This window comes from Xanthobacter sp. NM-25 (assembly GCF_022138605.1).
In the GTDB taxonomy this organism is placed as follows: domain Bacteria; phylum Pseudomonadota; class Alphaproteobacteria; order Rhizobiales; family Xanthobacteraceae; genus Xanthobacter.
Map to the genome: position 1 here is coordinate 538,288 of NZ_JACBFS010000003.1, position 16,475 is coordinate 554,762.

Consider the following 16,475-nt stretch of genomic DNA (forward strand, 5'->3'; position numbering starts at 1 on the left):
ACCCCCGGGGCCCCAATGGATTGGGACAAGCTGAAGGTTTTTCACGTCGCCGCCGAAGCCGGTTCCTTCACCCATGCGGGCGAAACGCTCGGATTGTCGCAGTCGGCCGTGAGCCGGCAGGTGTCGGCGCTGGAGGCGGAGCTGAAGGTTCCCCTGTTCCATCGCCACGCGCGTGGCCTCATCCTGACCGAGCAGGGCGAGCTGCTCTATCGCACCGCCCATGAGGTGTTCCTGAAGCTCGAATCGGCGCGGGCGCAGCTCAGCGACAGCCGCGAAAAGCCCAACGGGGAACTGCGCGTCACCACCACCATGGGCCTCGGCACCCATTGGCTCACCGCGCGGGTGGGTGAGTTCGTCGAGCTGTTTCCCGATATTCGCATCCAGCTCATCCTCACCGATGAGGAGCTGGATCTGGCCATGCGCGAGGCTGACGTCGCCATCCGCATGCGCCAGCCGGTGCAGCCGGATCTGGTGCAACGCAAGCTGTTCACGGTGCATTTTCATGCCTATGCGTCGGTGGACTATTTGAAGCGCCACGGCCAGCCCCGTTCCCTCGACGAGCTGGACAAGCACCGCATCCTGCTGCTGGGCGGGCCCATCCCATCCTATTTCCAGGGGCTCAACTGGCTGGAGCATGCCGGGCGAGAGGGCGCCTCGCCGCGGGTGCCCACGTTCGAGGTGAATAGCGTGCTGGGACTCAAGCGGGCGGTGGAGCGCGGCGTTGGGATCGGCACCTTGCCGGACTATCTGACGGACGACGCCACCTCGCTGGTGCAGCTGTTCACCGATCGCGAGACGCCCAAGCTCGAGGCGTATTTCACCTATGCCCAGGAAATGCGCTCTGTGGCGCGCATTCAGGTGTTCCGCGACTTCCTGATCTCCAAGGCGCAGCGCTGGAACTATTGATCTTTGACGGGCGTGTGTCGCCCCATGCAGAGGTCTGGGGATGAGCCCTTGGGCAAATGCATGCCTGATATGCCTGCTCTGCCGCCATTCGGCGTTGCAATCTGCCTAAGGAGCGTGCATGTTGCACAAGCGCTGATCGCATCGTGATTGATGCTTCAGCTGTTCCCCTCTGGAAGGTTCGCCGCTCTGCGGCGATACTTGCCGGGTCCTTCGTGGACCCGGCATTTTTCTTTTATGGGGCTGCCGATGCGCTTCTCGTGCCCTGTGTCGAATGGGGCGGTGCGCAGATCGCCGGTAGGCGATATAAGCGGAAGCTCCACCTTTCGTTGTCTCTAGATGACTCGTCCTGATGGGGGATGCCATGGCAATTCTGAAGCGCGGACTGGCCGGTGAGCCGGTGAAGATCCTGCAGGCCAAGCTCGGCGTGGTGGCCGATGGCCAGTTCGGCCCGGCCACCGAAGAGGCCCTGAAGGCCTATCAGAAGGCGCACGGGCTGTCGGTGGACGGCATCGCCGGGCCCGATACCTTCCTGGCACTGGAGCTGCCGGAGCTCATTCTGCTGACGGTGGGGTCCAAGGGCGACGCGGTCAAGAAGCTGCAGGAGGCGCTCAACATCGCCGCCGACGGCAAGTTCGGCGAGGGCACGGCCAAGGCTGTGCGCGCCTTCCAGGAGCAGAATGGCCTGGATGCGGATGGTATGGCCGGTCCGGTGACCCTGGCCAAGATTCCCGCTTTCGCCGGCGTGGTGACGGTCGAGGCGGTCACCAAGTCTCAGTCCGGCCCGGAGACGGTTGCCCCTGGTGCGACGCCCGCAGCTGCGGAGATTGCTGCCGCGCCGAAGAAGAGCATCTGGCAGACCATCACCAGCTTCTTCTCCTGAGTGCCCGGGGCGGATGGCGACATCCGCCCCTCTCATTTCTGCCCGCGCGCGGGATTGCCGCCGCCGGGATGGCGGGTAAAGTCGAGCTGTTCGGGGACACCGATGCCGACTCGCCTCATGGATTGGATTGTGAAGCCTGCCCTCATCTGCGCCGGTCTGTCGGGCGCCGCGTCGCCGGCGATCGGCCTGGCCGCCGAAGTGCAGCGCGCGCGACCGGACAGCTTCGTGGATGTGAGCACCCTGGTGCCCGACGCGGTGCTCGATGTCCGCTATGCGGGCACGCACAATTTCGTTGGCACTCCAGTGGATGGATATGGCGCGGCGCGGTGCCTGTTGACCCGCCCCGCCGCCGAGGCGCTGGCGCAGGTGGCCGAGAGCGCGCGGGCGCAGGGCTATCGGGTGAAGCTGTTTGACTGCTACCGCCCGGCTCGCGCGGTGGCCCACTTCGCCCGCTGGGCGGCCGACCTCGCCGACACGCACACGAAGGGGGAGTATTACCCCGATCTGGACAAGGGCGACCTGTTCACCCTGGGCTATATCGCCGCCCGCTCCGGCCATTCGCGTGGCTCCACCCTGGATCTCACTTTAGTGGAGGCGGCCAGCGGCGCGGAGTTGGACATGGGCACGCCGTTCGATCTGTTCAGCGACCTGTCGTGGCCGGGATCGGATGCGGTGACCGAGGTGCAGAAGGCCAATCGGCAGCGGCTTGCGCAATTGATGAGCGGCCACGGTTTCCAGCCCTTCGACAAGGAGTGGTGGCACTTCACCCTGGCGAACGAGCCGTTTCCCGACACCTATTTTGATTTTCCGATCGACTAGCGAGCGCCGGGGGGCGGCCGGGTCATGGGCCGAGTGCGCCGCCCGTTACCGCATTGTCATGTGTGTGTAGCATCCAGACCGTAGGGGAGGGACCTTCTTCCATACGGATCCCCCCGATGCCCGCGCTCTGCTCCACCGCCAGCCGTCTTGTTCTCATTCTCCTGTGCGCCGGCACCAGCGCGCCGGCGTTTGCGGGCTCCTTCGTGGTGCCGCCGGCGAGTGGGCCGCAGAGCGTGGCAGGGTCGGATACGGGCGTGGTTGAGGCCGGGGCGACGCTGGATGGCGGCGCTGATGCGGCGATCACCTGGAACGGCGCCGCGACGGGTTCCGGTGTCACCATCATCAATGACGGTTCAATCGTCTCCGAGGGGCGCGCCATTGACGCCGCGTCCAGCGTCAGCGGGGCCTTCAGCCTGTCTAATGCGGGCACCATCGCGTCGGACGACGACGCCCTCCGCCTCAAGGGGGCCTTCGCGGATGGTCAGCTCACCGTCGACAACAGCGGCATCCTCTCATCCGCGAGCGGCCAGGCGCTCGACCTCGACAAGGCCACGGCCGCCAGTGCCGTGGTGGCGGTGACCAATTCGGGAACGATTTCGTCGGCTGGCAGCGATGCGGTGCGGATCGGGGGCGGCACCCTCTCCATCGTGAATTCCGGAATCATCACCACCACGGCCGATGGCAAGCGCGCCATCAAGATGGATACCGCAGCGAATTTCGAGACCCTGCAGAGCCTTGCCATCACCAACCTGGCCGGTGGCCTGATCTCGGGCACCGATGATGGCATCAAGATCTCGTCGCCGGACGGCAGCAGCGCGGCGCCGGTCATCGCGATCCGCAATGCCGGCACCATCCAATCGACGGTGGATGGTCAGGCCATTGATCTAGGCGGAATCGCCTCGAAGAACGCGCAGATCACCATTGTCAACGAGGCCGGTGGGCTCATCACTGCCGCAGCCGATGATGGCATCCAGGGCGCCAACGGCATGGTGGTGACAAACGCGGGCACCATCAGCTCGTCTTATGCGGACGGCACCGCCGATACCCAGAACAATTCGGCCATCAAGATCGATGGCGAGGATCTCGCCGGCGGCATGAGCGCCACCATCATCAACGAGGCCACGGGGGTAATCTCCGGCGCCTATCACGGCATCAAGGCCTCGGGTGCAGAAGATTTCCTCGATGTCACCAATGCCGGCACCATCGAAGGGCGCAACGGGTCGGGTGTGAATTCCAACGGCTCGGGTATCGTGGTGAATTACGGCACCATCACCGGCACTTACGATCCCGCAGCCAGCTTCGGTGACGGGGATGGCGTCGATTTCGACAATGCCGGCACCATCTACAATTACGGCACCATTTCCGGCCTCGGCTCCAAGGGCACCAAGGAGGGCGAGACCAACCCGAGCACCAGCGAAGGCATCGCCATTGGTGGCGGCACCATCGTCAACGGCAGCGCCTCTGTCACCACGGCGCTCATCTCCGGCGCCAATAACGGCATTCTCGCCGATGACAGCAACAGCGGTGACATCTATGCGGCCCTGTCGGTGACCAATTACGGCACCATCCGCGGTGACGATGGCTTCGGCATCAAGGTGGTGAATACGGCCGGCCTCTTCTCCACCACCATCGTCAATTACGGCATCATCTCGGGCACCACTTATGCCGTCGCCATGGGCGATGGCGACGACCTGTTCGTCTATGAGGCCGGCTCCTCCGTGGTCGGGGCCGTGCGCGGGGAAGGGGGCACCGATACGCTGCGGCTTGGCGAGGTGGACGGCAGTTTCGACCTCGCCCTGCTGGGAGAGAGCGCCACCTATCAGGGATTCGAGCGCCTCACGCTGGCCGCCGGATCGAGCTGGATCGTCTCCGGCGGCAGCGCGTTCACCGGCACCACCACGGTGGATCAGGCGACGCTGCTGCTGGCCGATGCGCAGCTCGCGGGCTCCAGCGTGGTGGTTTCCGGTGATCTGGCGGGCGGGGCTTTGGGCCATCTGCGCGGCACCGGCACCATCGGTGGCCTGAGTGTCGAGAGCGGCGGCGTGGTGGCTCCCGGCGCCGTCGGCGCGGCTGGGACCCTCGTCGTCGGCGGCGACGTGCGCTTCGCTGCCGGTTCCAGCTACCAGGTGAGCGCCTCCACCCTGGGCACGGTGGACCTCATCGCCGCCACCGGCACCGCGAGCGTGGATGCCGGCGCGAGCCTGGTGCTCTCCGCGGCACCGGGCAGTCTCACCTGGGGCACCCGCTATACGGTGCTCAGCGCCGATGGGGGTGTGAGCGGGAGCTTCGGCAGCCTGGAGAGCACCACCAGCTATCTGTTCCTCACCCCTACGATGGGGGCGGACGCCAACGACATTTATGTGGAGCTCGATCGCAACAGCGTCTCGCTCGCCAGCTATGCCACAACGGCGAACCAGCGGGCGGTGGCGCGGTCGCTGGACCGGTTCGGCGCGGGGGCGACCCCGGGGGCCTCGAGCCTCTATGACGCGGTGGTGGGGCAGGCCTCCGCGCCGGTGGTGCGCACCGCTTTCACCCAGCTGGCCGGCGACGTCCACGCCACGGTGCCCGGCGTCCTGTTCAACGAGAATACCCTGGTCAACGACACCCTGCTCGGGCGCCTGCGGCAGGCGGATTCTGCCGGGACCGGCGGTGCCGCAGCGGCCCTCGGCTTCGGTGGGCCGGTGAGCGCCTATGCCGATGCGGCGCCGCAGGCTGGTCCGTTCAACGCGCTGTCCACCCCGGCGCGGCCGTCGGGCCCGGTGCTGAATGCCTGGGCGCAGGGCTATGGCCAGTGGCTGAACGCCAGCTCGGGGCCCATGTCCGCGGACACCCATCTCGGCGGCGCGCTGGTGGGCCTTGATGCCACTTTCGGCGCCAGCGTGGTCGGCGCCGCGGTCGGCTATTCCTCCAGCTCCACCTCCACCGGCGGGGCATCCGCCGATGCGGACACGGTGCGGCTCGCGGTCTATGGCGGCACCGCGTTCGATGCCGTCAAGCTGCGCGCTGGCGCCGATATCGGGTGGAGCTCCATCTCCACCGCCCGCTATGTGGCACTCACCGGAGAACGGCCGCAGGCGGATTATGACGGCACCTCGGCCAATCTGTTCGGCGAGGTGGCCTATGCGGTCACCGCCGGACCGGTGGCGTTCGAGCCCTTCGCCGGTTTCGGCTGGAGCTATGTGGACCTGGACGGCTTCACTGAAACCGGCGCACCCGTGGCGGGGCTGACCGCGACGGGCACCAGCGCCAGCACCCCCTATTCCACCCTCGGCGTGCGTGCGGCCGGCCTGGTGTCGCACGGAGGCACCAGCCTCACGCCCCATGCGAGCGTCGGCTGGCGCCATGCGTTCGGTGATGTGGCGCCGGAGGCGACGCTGGTGTTCCTGTCCACGGGCACGGGCTTTTCCGCCGCCGGCGTGCCGGTGGCGACAGATAGCCTGGTGGTTGGCGCGGGTCTCGACATGACCCTCCCCAAGGGCGTCACCCTCGGCCTTGCTTATGATGGGGCGTTCGGGGATGGCGTGACCTCCAATGCCGGCCGCGGCGTGCTGCAGGTTCGGTTCTGAGCAGAGCCCGCCACGCGAGGTCCGTGGGCGGCGCGGTCGCCCACGGACATGACACCTGTTTCATTTTACCGGCGGATCAGGCCATGCTAGAGCCGGCTCGGCGCATCCGCAGCGCCGGACGCCATGCTGGCCGACCCCTGCGCTGCCGTTCTACGGTGTGACCTCGGGAGCCATTGCGCGACGAGGACACGAGTCATGCCGATTGAGCGGAGCCCTGCCGATCTCCTGGCCCCGGCCCAGCGGGCCGTCGAGCCGGTGACGAGCTTTTTCGGCCATGTGGTGGCGGCCGTCGAGGCGCTGCCAATGGAGCGCATCGCCACCGCGCTCGGGGTCTTTCTGTTGTGTCTGGCGCTACGCTGGCCCATCCGCCACGTGATCTTGTTCCTCATTGTGCGCACGGTGGGTATCACCAGCAAGGATCTGCGGACGCAGATCGCCGACGCGCTGCGGCAGCCCGTGGGGCTTCTGCCGGTGGTGCTCGGCATCTTCTTCGCCTTCGAGATCCTCAAGGTGGACGAGAGCGGCATCATCGCCCGCATCTCCAAGGAGGCGGTCGCTACCTTGCTGATTCTGGCCGCCTATTGGGCCTTGTTCGCTCTGGTGGAGCCGCTGATCGCCTATCTGCGCCCACGGCAGAGCCATCTCACCGCCCCGGTGGCGGACTGGATCCGCAACGCCTTGAAATGCCTGGTGGCCTTCTTCGCGCTGGCGGCCATTCTGCAGCAATGGGGGGTGCGGATCGGACCGATGCTCACCGGCCTCGGCATCGTCGGCGCCGCCGCCGCGCTCGGATCGCAGGCGCTGTTCAAGAACCTGATCTCCGGGGTGCTGATTCTGATGGAGCAGCGCTTCCAGTATGGGGACTGGGTGAAGGTTCCGAACGTGGTGGAAGGCACGGTGGAGAGCATCGGCTTCGGATCCACCAAGATCCGCCAGTTCGACGACGCGGCGGTGCAGGTCCCCAATTCGGATCTGGCCGACAATGCCGTCATCAACTACACGCGCATGCGTCGGCGGCGGATCTATTGGCTCATTGGCGTGCCTTATTCCACAACCGTGGATCAGCTGCGGGTCATTCGCGACGGCATCGAAACCTACATCCACGAATGCGCGGACTTCGTGCCCTATAAGCAGGCCTCCACCTTCGTGAGGATCGATTCATTCGGCCAGTCGTCCATCAACATCATGGTCTATTGCTTCACGCGCACCACCAATTGGGGAGAGTGGCTGCTGGTGAAGGAGCGCCTCGCCTATAAGATCATGGACATCGTGCTCGGCGCCGGCTCCAGCTTCGCCTTCCCCTCCACGTCGCTCTATGTGGAATCGATGCCGCACGATCAGCCCGACCTGTTCCTGCCGCCGGAGGGTGATCAGCCCCGGATCGAGGCCGCCGTGGAGCCGCCGCCCGCCGCCACTGGCGCGGTGGGGCGTGTCGGTCCCGCGGACAAGGGCGAGCTGGACGGAGCACCCGGCGAGGGGCAGGGCTGACGACGATGTGACCGCATTGCGGGCCCTGCACATGGCGTGAAGGGCTCACGAGGCGGGGTGCACGTGCGGATGGCTGTGGCTGTGCGGGTGGGTGTGGATCTGCGCGGGCGTAAGGCCTTGATCCTGGATGACCAGGGCGTGGGTGGCCAGCTCCGAGATGAAGGCGTCGTCGTGGGAGACCAGCAGCAGCGCGCCGCTGAAGGTGCGCAGCGCATCACGCAGGCGCCGCCCGTTGCTCACGTCCACGCCGTTGGTGGGTTCGTCCAGCATCAGCACGTCCGGCCGCATGGCCAGCAGACCCGCCAGGCACACGAGACGCTTCTCCCCGCCCGACAGGCGATGGCTGATGCGATCCGCCAGATGGCCGATGCCGAGCGCGTCCAGCACATCCGCCGCCTGCGCCTGGGCCTGGGCCTCGGACAGGCCCATGTTCAGCGGGCCAAAGCACACGTCCTCAAGCACCGTGGGGCAGAACAGCTGGTCCTCGCTGTCTTGAAACAGATAGCCGATGCGGGGCCGGAAGGGGCGGAAGTCCCGCTCCTCCACGCAGCTGGCGCCGAACAGGCGGATCGTGCCCTGAGCGGGCCGTTCCAGGCCGACGATGGCGCGCAGCAGGGTGGTCTTGCCCGCGCCGTTGGGGCCGACGATGGCCAGCCGTTCACCGGCGGTGAGGGTGAGGTCCACCCCCTGCAGCACCGCAACGCCATCGCGGGCCAGGGTCACGTTCTGAAGTTCGATGAGCGGGGTCATAGGCGGTCGATCACCAGGGCGATGAGGCCGATGCCGGCGATGCCGGCGAAGCCGACCCAGTCGGTGACGGCGGGCGCCGGCTGGGTGCGATAGGGAAAGCGGCCATCGTAGCCCCGGCAGGCCATGGCGTCTTCAATCCGCTGCGCGCGATCGAGCGCCCGCACCAGCATCATGCCGATGAGGTTGCCATAGCTGCGCCAGGTGTGGCGGTTGGAGCCGGGGCGAAAGCCGCGCATGCGCATGGCATCGTGCAGGCGCCGGGCTTCGTCGCGGATCAGGCCCGCGTAGCGCACCGTCATCACGAACAGGCGGGTGAGGCGTTCGGGCACGTGGAGGCCGCGCAGGGCGGGGCCGAGCCGCGAGGGGTCCACATCGCCCAGAAGGGCCATCGCCAGCAGCACCGAGGCCGATACCTTGCAGGCGATGAGAGCGGCGCGCGCGACCCCCTCGACGCTGGCGGTCAGCGGGCCCAGCACCAGCAGGGGCGTGCCGGAAACGGTGAAGGGCAGGGTGGCGAACAGCAGCAGCAGGAAGCCCTCCATATGCAGGAGGCGCAGCCAGAGGCGTCCGGGCGGCCGCACCAGCGCCATCATGGCGACGATCAACGCCAGCACGCCGGCCGCCAGGGTGAGGGTCGCCAGCTGAGAGATGCAGGCGATCGCCACGAAGGTCGCGAGCAGGCGCAGCCGCAGATCTTGGGGCGGCATCAGCCGCGGCGCGCGCGCAGCCACAGTGCTCCCCCGGCCAGCCCGATGATGAGGAAGATGCCCGACAATGCATCGACGAAGCGCAGGCGCGAATCCAAGGCCTCGATCCGTTCCAGCAGCGGTTCGATCTGGCGGGCCACCGCGGCGTCCACCACTGCCGCAAGCTGCTGCGGGTCGGTGGAGGGACCCATCGTCGCCGGCGCGGCGGTGGGGGGGCGAGCAGCGCTGGCGGGTGGGCTTTGCGCGGGGGCCGCGCCATCGAAGCGGGAGGCGGCCAAGGTGGTGCTGGCGACGTGCGCGTCGTGGGTGTCCACGGTCACCGTGAGGTCAGAGGCGAAGCCCTGGGGCAGGGTGAAGCGGAACGCGCCCTCGGTGTCGGTGTCGCCGCCAGCGAGCTGGGTGCCTGTGGCATCGCGGGCGGTCCAGGCCGCGCCTTGCGGCCGGCCCCCGCCGATGAAGAAAGCGTAGCCGCTCACCGTCTCGCCGGCCACGGCGGCAAACACCTTCAGCTTGTGGGCCTGGGCCGGCCCGGCAAAGGCCAGGGCGAGAAGCAGCGGCAGGAAAACGCGCATCATGAGGGCGTGGCCACCGGTGAGAGGGCCGAGGGTTGAACCCGGGCCAGGAACGTGACGATGGCCGCCGTCACCAGCGCCTCGCCGAACGCGAGGGGCAGATAGGTGGCGATGAGGACGCTGGCGACCACCGTGTATTCGCTGGACGACAGGGCAAGGGAGAGGGCCACCAGCGCCCCCGTGCCGAGCACCGACAAGGCCCCGACGGCCCCCGCCAGCAGCGCCCGCACCAGCGGTCGCGCGCTGCGGCGGATCATGGGGCCCAGCAGGGCGGCGAACACGACCCCGGGCAGGGCGATGTTCACCGTGTTGACGCCGAGTGTGGTGAAGCCGCCGAAGCCGAACAGCAGCACCTGCAACAGCAGCACCACCAGCACGGCGGCGAAGGTGCTGATCCCCAGCATGATGCCGAGCAGGCCGGAGAGCAGCACATGGACGCTGGAGGGCCCCACCGGAACGGCGATCAGCGAGCCGGCGAACACCACCGCCGAGAGAATGGCGGCACGGGGGATCAGACGATCGTCGAGCCGCCGCAGCGCCAGCACCACGCCGGCGGCGGCGATGACGCCGCCCCCGACCAGCACCGGGGCTGAAAGGATGCCGTCCGGAATATGGGCCATTCGCGCCTACTTTCCTGCTGCGCCAGCCATGTCGGTGGCCTTGACCCAGATGAGGGCGCCTTCCTCGACCGCGGCGGGCTTGCCATCGGGCGCCGGCTTCTTCGCGTCGCCGTCGAGTAGCGCGGCAAAGCCCCACCAGCCCGCGCGGGGCATGGCGTAAGTGAAGGTGCCGTTGGCGTCTGCCTTGATGACCTGGGTCACGAATGCATCATTGGGCGGGCGCACCGAGCCGTCGTTCACGAACTCCACCTCGACTTCGGCGAACGGCACCGGCTTGCCGGCCTTCAGCACCACGCCGGAAAAGACGTTGCCCGTCCAAAGGCCGGTGGGGCGGGTGAGGGGCTGGATCTCCACCGGAAGCCCCACCAATTCGTCCCATCCCTCGCCGGAGGCGAAGCCGTCCACGATCACCTTGGCATAATGAACGATGTATTTGTTCTCGGCCGGCTCCCAATAAGGCTGGGGCTCGACGAAGAAGATCTCGGCACCGGGTTCCGCGATGGCGCGGGTGAGGCTCCAGGCGCTCTTGCCGTCCACTGGCTTGGCCTTCACCTGGTCTGTGAGGTCGGTGGTCTTGCCTCCGGCGTGCACACCTACGCGGACCGGCTTTTTCATCTCCATCGTCGGGCCGCGCTCCACCGGGTGGGTGAAGATCAGGTCGAGCGTCACGTCTCCGCCTTCCGGCAGCACGTCGGCGGAGGGAATGATTTCCTGGAAATGGGCGAAGGCAGGCGTGGCACCGAGCAGAAGGCCGACCAGGCCAAAGCGCAGCGCGGAACGAAGGTGCGACACGAAAACCCCCAGTATGAAAGACTCGATAAAAAATCATACCTCCGCCGGTCTGATCTTCGCAACCACGCCGGCGTTATTCTCGCCGGGCCCGCGGCGCGTATGATGCGTCGCTCCCCTTTGGCAGAGAGGCCCATGCAGCGCACAACCATCACTCTCGACGACGATCTGGCCGCCGACCTCGATGCCTATATGCAGGCCACCGGAGCCATGAGCCGCTCCGAGGCTATTCGCGATCTGGTGCGCCGCGGCCTGTCCACCCGGTCCGGCCGACCGGCGGAGGCCCATTGCTTCGGCATTGCCAGCTGCACCGTGGATCAGGCCGTGCGCAATCTTGCGGCGCGCGTGCCCCAGGGGCGGCTTGAGCGGCATGATCAGACCGTCGCGGCCCTGTCGGTGCCGCTTGATCACACCACCTCCATCGACATCGCGGTGATGCGTGGCCACGTGGCCGATGTCTCCGCTTATGCGGAGGCCCTGTTCCTGGAACGTGGGGTGATGCACGGAGCGCTGAACCTCATTCCCGTGGTGGAAGATAAGGTGCCCCATTCCCACGCCGAAGGGACCGGAACCGCGCACACCCATCTGCGCGTGCGCAGCGGCTTTTGAGGGAGCGCCCTCCCGCTCGAGGGGAGCGGGAGGGCAGGTGGTCATTCCGGCAGCTTGCGGTCCATGTCCCACAGGCTGTAGGCGCTTTCGCCCACCAGGGTCTGGTCGAGCCCGGCTTCCTGCACCGCATCGGACACCCGCAGCTTGCCGGTGAGGTCGAGCAGCGTCAGCAGGATGGTGGTGACCACCCAGGCGTAGAAGGCGACGATGGCCACCGCCAGCACCTGCATCAGCAGCTGGTGGCCGCTGGCCTGGACGCCGTTGATATGGGAGCTGGCCGCCACGCCGATGAGGATGGCGCCGGTGATGCCGCCCACGCCATGGGCCCGCCACACCTCAAGGGTGTCGTCGATCTTGAGCCACTTCTGCACATACTTGGCGTAATAGCAGACGGTGGCACCAGCGGCGCCGATGCAGAGCGCCGCCATGGGCTCCACATAGCCCGACGCGGGGGTGATGGTGGCGAGACCGGCCACGGCGCCCACCAGCACGCCGGAGAACGAGGCCCGTCCGGTCTCACGCCATTCCCAGAACATCCACACCAGCATGGCGATGGAGCCGGCCAGCATGGTGTTGGTGAAGGCATAGGCGGCCAGCGCGTCGGCGGCATAGGCGCCGCCTGCGTTGAAGCCGAACCAGCCGAACCACAGCAGGCCGGCGCCCAGCGCCACCAGCGGCAAGGAGGCGGGTTCCGCTGCCCCTGTGCCCGGGGCGGTCTTGCGCTTGCCGAGATAGCGCGCGGTAGCCAGAGCCGAGAAGCCGGCCGAGGCGTGGATGACGATGCCGCCGGCGAAATCCACCACGCCGAGCTGCGCCAGGAAGCCGCCGCCCCACACCCAGTGGGCCGCCGGCAGATAGATCAGCACCGTCCACAGGGCGATGAAGATGAGATAGGCGCCGAACCGGAACCGACCCACGAAGGCGCCGGTCATGAGCGCCGGGGTGATGATGGCGAACATCATCTGATAGGCGAACACGGTGATGAACGGCACGCTGGGCCCATAGGTGGGGTTGGGCGTGACGCCCACGTGATACATGCCGAAATAGGGGCGGATGTCGCCGATGACACCGCCCAGGAGGCTCGGGCCGAACACCAGGCTGAAACCGCCAAAGACCCAGATCAAGCCGACCACGCCCATGCACACGAAGTTCTGGATCATGATCGACAGCATGTCGCGCTGCTTCACCAGGCCGCCGTAGAACAGCGCCAGCGCCGGCGTCATCATGCAGACCAGCGCCGTGCACACCAGCACGAACGCGGTATCACCCGCATTTATTCCCTGCATCTTCGTCCCCCTTCGATCTCACTTCAGCCCAGCTCGAAGATTAAATGCAGTTGGCGGCAGCGCCCGTTGAGGGAGCACCGCCGCCATCCCTGCCGTCCGCGGTTCAGTTGGCCGCGGCTTTCCCCGTCGTCGCGTCAGCCGCGGGTGCCACCAGATGGCCCTTCACTGCCGCATGCGGATGGGGCGCGAACGCCTTCTTCGGCGCAATGAACAAGTACATGGTGAGCACATAGGGCGCCGTGAACGAGGGCAGGCCCGCCGGCAGCATCATGACATCGAAGGCGCCCTGGATGAACACAGTGGTGATGGTCGCCAGGAGAGCATAAAGGGCGACCCGCAGCGAGGGCTTGAGGAAGATCACGCCCACCGCCATCGCCGTCAGCACCGGGCTGAAGCCATAGAGGCCGGCTTGCACCGTGGCCGGATCGGCGCCCATGAGAATGGACACGATCATCGCAACGGCGGAACCCGCAGCCGCGGCGATGCCGGCCGGGATCGAGGCGATGAAGATGCCGAGCAGAATGAGGGCTCCGCTATACTCACTGCCCAGCAGGTAGACCTGGCCGATGTTGCGGAAGAAGATCTGCACCAGCTCCAGCGGGGCGGGAATGCTCACCAGGCCCTGCACATAGTCGGTGGCGAGTTTCGGCGCGTCGCCGGAAACGCTCAGGCCGCCGAAAGAGTAGGCTCCGGCCACCATCAGCCAGCCGGTCAGCACGAACGGACCGGTCGATCCGGGAATGCCCCAGGCCTTGGTCAGGGTGGCGCTGAAGGCTGCGGTGATGACCGTGCTGGCGGCCGCACCCACCACCACATAGACCCACAGCTGCGGCGAGGCGGTGATGAAGGTGGGCAAGGCGGCGCCGACCAGGATGCCGTTGAAGCCATAGAGGCCCGAGCTCACCGAGGTGTCGTCGGCATCCAGCAGCATGGCGGTGAGGGTCGCCACCACGACGCCGACGGCAGCGCCGATGGTGGTCGCCCACACGCCCGATTGGTAGGAGGCGACGGCGATCGCCGCGAAGAAGAGCACTCCGGTAATGGAGTTTTCCATGAAGAAGACCTGGCTGGTGCCGCGGAGGCACAGGACCAGGAAATTCAGTTTACTCTCGGTCGTGGCCATGCTGTCCCCCCTTGTCAGCGCCAGATGAATTCAGTCGGCAACGTGCGTCCGCGCGCTTCCTCGCGGACGATCCGCCAGAAGCGTCGCACCTCGTGGCGCACGTCGTAGCTTTCCACGCCCACTGCTCGCAGCATCAGCCCCGCCTCGTTGGGCAGCCGCGAGACGCCGCTCATGGCGCGGATCTCCCCCTCCACCGGCAGGTGCGGAGTGAAGCGCTCGCGGATCCGCGCGCACACCGGCGCGGGCGCCAGGCACATGATGTTGGCGAAGGCATCGAACCCGCGCATCACCGCGGTGAAGTCGATGGTGGGGTCGCCTTTCTCGATCAGCACCTTTTCCGTGAACAGCTGCCGCCCGTCGGGGCGGCGCACGCTGGCCATCACCGACAGCAGGTCCAGGCCGAACCGCTCATCCACGTGATGATGTTTGCGCCCGGTCATCATCATCTCGCCGTAGAGCACGGTGGCGTCGGGCGCGACCACCAGCTCGGTTTCGTTGATGAAGCGTGAGCCCCGGTAGGGAATGGTGAAGTCCGGCAGGTATTCGAGATAGGCGCCGGCCTCGACGTTCACCGTCTGGTGCTGGGACGCATAATTGGCATCCATGCGGTGGATGCGGTTGGCGCCCTGCGAGGTCACATAGGCGCAGGCCCCGGGCCCCACCGAGATGTCGATCTTGTAGCGATCGCCCTGGAGAATGCCGCCGCCCACCGAGATGATGGAGCAGATCGGCAGTTCCGGCATGGCCTCGTCCCAGTACAGCGCCTGCTGCACCAGCAGGGGGGCCACACGATAAAGATCGTGGAGCACCGACTTGCCATGGCGCATGGAAAAGCCGAGCCGCAGCTCGCCCACCTTGCCAGGCCCGGCCGCGCGCATCTGCGCGGGCTGGTCCTGATAGCCTTGCACTTCCCGCGCGAGGTCGAGGCGCCTCAGTTGCGCATCAAGGCCCATGGAGCTACTCGGCCGCCGAGCTGGTGGGGGTCGACGGCTTCACGTCGAACAGCGCCATGTCCATGATGAGCGCGATCAGCGCGTCGATGCCCTCGCCGGTCTTGCAATTGGTGAACACGAACGGCTTCTTGCCGCGCATCAGCTTGGAATCCCGGTCCATCACCTCCAGGCTCGCGCCCACATAGGGGGCGAGGTCCTTCTTGTTGATGACGAGGATGTCGGACTGGCACACGCCCGCCCCGTTCTTGCGCGGGATCTTGTCGCCTGCGGCCACGTCGATCACATAGATATAGAAGTCTGCGAGGGCCGGGCTGAAGGTCAAAGTGAGGTTGTCACCGCCGGACTCGATGAAGATCACATCGCTGTCGGGGTATTTTTCCTCGAGCTCCTCGACGGCGGCGATGTTCATGGACGGATCTTCACGCACCGCCGTATGCGGGCAGGCGCCGGTTTCCACGCCGACGATCTTTTCTTCCACCAGAATGCCATTGAGCGTGCGGCGCACCTGCTTGGCGTCCTCGGTGGTCACCACGTCATTGGTGATGATGAGCGGCTTGATGCCCATCTTGATGAGGCGCGGGGTGATGGTCTCGATGACCGCCGTCTTGCCGGAGCCGACGGGCCCGCCGATGCCGATACGGGTGATCTTCTTCATTGTTCGTTCCTTTCCGGGGCGGCCATTAGTTCATGAACAGGCGCACGTGGGCGGTGGTGTGGTGCGCCACCAGGATGTCGAAGACCGGTGCGAACACCGACATTTCCTCGAGGGCGAGGTCGCGGACGGCATTATAGTCCTCCTCCACCCGTCCCTGCACGGTGAAGAGGATGCGCTGGGTTTCCATATGGTCGATCCGCATCAGGCGCAGCGCCGCGCTCAAGACCATGGATGCCACCGCATATTGGTGCATCACAAAGCACTCGACCTCATCGGCCCCCATCTCCCTCAAGGCGATGGCCTGGCCGATGGGAAAGCACCCGGGAGCGCTTCCGCCCTTGATGTCGCCGAGCCAGCGGCCAAGCAGGGGCAAGGGGGCGAGCTTCAGCGCCAGTTCGGCGAACTTGCGGCCCATGCGGGAGAGCATCAGCTGCTGTTCTTCGCCCACCCGGCGGCACCACAGGGCCTGATCGGCTGCGCGGATGGTCTCATAGTCGCCGGTGCCGGCGGCCCGATGGGCATGCAGCAGCGCCACGCCGTCCATGCGCGCCGCCTGGTGCACCACCAGTTCAACGAACTGGAGCAGCTCGGCCGGGTTGTTCACCACCTGCATCTGCAGGGCCGACTCCAGGCCGTTGGAAAAGGCGAAGGAGCCGATAGGCAGGGTCGAGTCCGAGAACTGCAGCAGGCGCGCCAGATGCACCATGCTGCGATGAGGGTCGGGCGCGGCGCCGTCGTCGTTCGCCATGGTA

16 protein-coding genes are annotated in these 16,475 nt (G+C 66.8%); 6 read left to right on the forward strand and 10 right to left on the reverse strand.

The features are described 5' to 3' along the window. The first annotated feature begins 15 nt into the window (after nucleotides 1-15). From MEU52_RS11285 to MEU52_RS11305, 5 genes are all read left to right on the forward strand, one after another. Nucleotides 16-906, forward strand: coding sequence for a LysR family transcriptional regulator (locus MEU52_RS11285; protein ID WP_238121363.1), 891 nt, complete (start codon nucleotides 16-18; stop codon nucleotides 904-906). Nucleotides 907-1,267: 361 nt separating this feature from the next. Continuing rightward, entirely contained in the window at nucleotides 1,268-1,786 is a 519-nt protein-coding gene (locus tag MEU52_RS11290) for a peptidoglycan-binding domain-containing protein (protein ID WP_238121364.1), read from the forward strand. Between the two features lie 129 nt (nucleotides 1,787-1,915). Further along, nucleotides 1,916-2,605: a M15 family metallopeptidase gene (locus tag MEU52_RS11295; protein WP_238121365.1), complete on the forward strand. Its 690-nt coding sequence runs from the start codon at nucleotides 1,916-1,918 to the stop codon at nucleotides 2,603-2,605. A gap of 116 nt (nucleotides 2,606-2,721) precedes the next feature. Further along, nucleotides 2,722-6,171 (forward strand): autotransporter domain-containing protein, encoded by a 3,450-nt coding sequence (locus tag MEU52_RS11300; protein WP_238121366.1) that lies wholly within the window; start codon nucleotides 2,722-2,724, stop codon nucleotides 6,169-6,171. 195 nt (nucleotides 6,172-6,366) lie between these two features. Further along, nucleotides 6,367-7,659 (forward strand): mechanosensitive ion channel family protein, encoded by a 1,293-nt coding sequence (locus tag MEU52_RS11305; RefSeq protein WP_238121367.1) that lies wholly within the window; start codon nucleotides 6,367-6,369, stop codon nucleotides 7,657-7,659. Nucleotides 7,660-7,704: 45 nt separating this feature from the next. On the opposite strand, the gene MEU52_RS11310 is transcribed toward MEU52_RS11305, so the two are convergent. The 5 genes from MEU52_RS11310 to MEU52_RS11330 are packed head-to-tail and all read right to left on the reverse strand — an operon-like array spanning nucleotide 7,705 to nucleotide 11,079. Next, nucleotides 7,705-8,409: an energy-coupling factor ABC transporter ATP-binding protein gene (locus MEU52_RS11310; RefSeq protein WP_238121368.1), complete on the reverse strand. Its 705-nt coding sequence runs from the start codon at nucleotides 8,407-8,409 to the stop codon at nucleotides 7,705-7,707. Beyond that, a complete protein-coding gene (gene cbiQ, locus MEU52_RS11315; RefSeq protein ID WP_238121369.1) occupies nucleotides 8,406-9,116 on the reverse strand; it encodes a cobalt ECF transporter T component CbiQ in 711 nt (236 codons plus the stop codon). Before cbiQ ends, MEU52_RS11310 begins: the two co-directional genes overlap by 4 nt. Then, nucleotides 9,116-9,691: a cobalamin biosynthesis protein CbiL gene (locus tag MEU52_RS11320; RefSeq protein ID WP_238121370.1), complete on the reverse strand. Its 576-nt coding sequence runs from the start codon at nucleotides 9,689-9,691 to the stop codon at nucleotides 9,116-9,118. Before MEU52_RS11320 ends, cbiQ begins: the two co-directional genes overlap by 1 nt. Further along, a complete protein-coding gene (gene cbiM / locus MEU52_RS11325) occupies nucleotides 9,688-10,308 on the reverse strand; it encodes a cobalt transporter CbiM (RefSeq protein ID WP_238121371.1) in 621 nt (206 codons plus the stop codon). The genes MEU52_RS11320 and cbiM overlap by 4 nt, the downstream gene beginning before the upstream one ends. A gap of 6 nt (nucleotides 10,309-10,314) precedes the next feature. Then, complete coding sequence (locus tag MEU52_RS11330; RefSeq protein ID WP_273546201.1) at nucleotides 10,315-11,079, reverse strand: DUF4198 domain-containing protein; 765 nt, start codon at nucleotides 11,077-11,079, stop codon at nucleotides 10,315-10,317. A 153-nt stretch (nucleotides 11,080-11,232) separates the two neighbouring features. On the opposite strand from MEU52_RS11330, the gene nikR reads away from it, so the two are divergent. Next, nucleotides 11,233-11,706 carry a nickel-responsive transcriptional regulator NikR gene (nikR, locus tag MEU52_RS11335; RefSeq protein ID WP_238121373.1) on the forward strand — a complete coding sequence of 158 codons (474 nt, stop codon included), beginning with the start codon at nucleotides 11,233-11,235 and terminating at the stop codon, nucleotides 11,704-11,706. Nucleotides 11,707-11,747: 41 nt separating this feature from the next. Here nikR and MEU52_RS11340 read toward each other — a convergent pair whose 3' ends face one another. From MEU52_RS11340 to MEU52_RS11360, 5 genes are all read right to left on the reverse strand, one after another. Continuing rightward, nucleotides 11,748-12,992: an ammonium transporter gene (locus tag MEU52_RS11340; protein WP_238121374.1), complete on the reverse strand. Its 1,245-nt coding sequence runs from the start codon at nucleotides 12,990-12,992 to the stop codon at nucleotides 11,748-11,750. A gap of 103 nt (nucleotides 12,993-13,095) precedes the next feature. Further along, the gene (gene yut / locus MEU52_RS11345; protein WP_238121375.1) at nucleotides 13,096-14,115 is read right to left on the reverse strand and encodes an urea transporter; all 1,020 of its coding nucleotides are present in this window, start codon (nucleotides 14,113-14,115) and stop codon (nucleotides 13,096-13,098) included. A 14-nt stretch (nucleotides 14,116-14,129) separates the two neighbouring features. After that, nucleotides 14,130-15,068 carry an urease accessory protein UreD gene (locus MEU52_RS11350; protein ID WP_238121376.1) on the reverse strand — a complete coding sequence of 313 codons (939 nt, stop codon included), beginning with the start codon at nucleotides 15,066-15,068 and terminating at the stop codon, nucleotides 14,130-14,132. Nucleotides 15,069-15,072: 4 nt separating this feature from the next. Next, entirely contained in the window at nucleotides 15,073-15,723 is a 651-nt protein-coding gene (gene ureG / locus MEU52_RS11355; RefSeq protein WP_238121377.1) for an urease accessory protein UreG, read from the reverse strand. A 25-nt stretch (nucleotides 15,724-15,748) separates the two neighbouring features. After that, nucleotides 15,749-16,471, reverse strand: a complete 723-nt coding sequence (locus MEU52_RS11360) for an urease accessory protein UreF (RefSeq protein WP_238121378.1) — start codon at nucleotides 16,469-16,471, stop codon at nucleotides 15,749-15,751. Between the last annotated feature and the right edge of the window lie 4 nt (nucleotides 16,472-16,475).

What these genes read in the sequence shown, in the direction of transcription:
- MEU52_RS11285 (WP_238121363.1), top strand. Translation starts at nt 16, where the DNA reads ATGGATTGGGACAAGCTGAAGGTTTTTCACGTCGCCGCCGAAGCCGGT.
- MEU52_RS11290 (WP_238121364.1), top strand. Translation starts at nt 1,268, where the DNA reads ATGGCAATTCTGAAGCGCGGACTGGCCGGTGAGCCGGTGAAGATCCTG.
- MEU52_RS11300 (WP_238121366.1), top strand. Translation starts at nt 2,722, where the DNA reads ATGCCCGCGCTCTGCTCCACCGCCAGCCGTCTTGTTCTCATTCTCCTG.
- MEU52_RS11305 (WP_238121367.1), top strand. Translation starts at nt 6,367, where the DNA reads ATGCCGATTGAGCGGAGCCCTGCCGATCTCCTGGCCCCGGCCCAGCGG.
- MEU52_RS11310 (WP_238121368.1), bottom strand. Translation starts at nt 8,409, where the DNA reads ATGACCCCGCTCATCGAACTTCAGAACGTGACCCTGGCCCGCGATGGC.
- cbiQ (WP_238121369.1), bottom strand. Translation starts at nt 9,116, where the DNA reads ATGCCGCCCCAAGATCTGCGGCTGCGCCTGCTCGCGACCTTCGTGGCG.
- MEU52_RS11320 (WP_238121370.1), bottom strand. Translation starts at nt 9,691, where the DNA reads ATGATGCGCGTTTTCCTGCCGCTGCTTCTCGCCCTGGCCTTTGCCGGG.
- cbiM (WP_238121371.1), bottom strand. Translation starts at nt 10,308, where the DNA reads ATGGCCCATATTCCGGACGGCATCCTTTCAGCCCCGGTGCTGGTCGGG.
- nikR (WP_238121373.1), top strand. Translation starts at nt 11,233, where the DNA reads ATGCAGCGCACAACCATCACTCTCGACGACGATCTGGCCGCCGACCTC.
- MEU52_RS11340 (WP_238121374.1), bottom strand. Translation starts at nt 12,992, where the DNA reads ATGCAGGGAATAAATGCGGGTGATACCGCGTTCGTGCTGGTGTGCACG.
- yut (WP_238121375.1), bottom strand. Translation starts at nt 14,115, where the DNA reads ATGGCCACGACCGAGAGTAAACTGAATTTCCTGGTCCTGTGCCTCCGC.
- MEU52_RS11350 (WP_238121376.1), bottom strand. Translation starts at nt 15,068, where the DNA reads ATGGGCCTTGATGCGCAACTGAGGCGCCTCGACCTCGCGCGGGAAGTG.
- ureG (WP_238121377.1), bottom strand. Translation starts at nt 15,723, where the DNA reads ATGAAGAAGATCACCCGTATCGGCATCGGCGGGCCCGTCGGCTCCGGC.
- MEU52_RS11360 (WP_238121378.1), bottom strand. Translation starts at nt 16,471, where the DNA reads ATGGCGAACGACGACGGCGCCGCGCCCGACCCTCATCGCAGCATGGTG.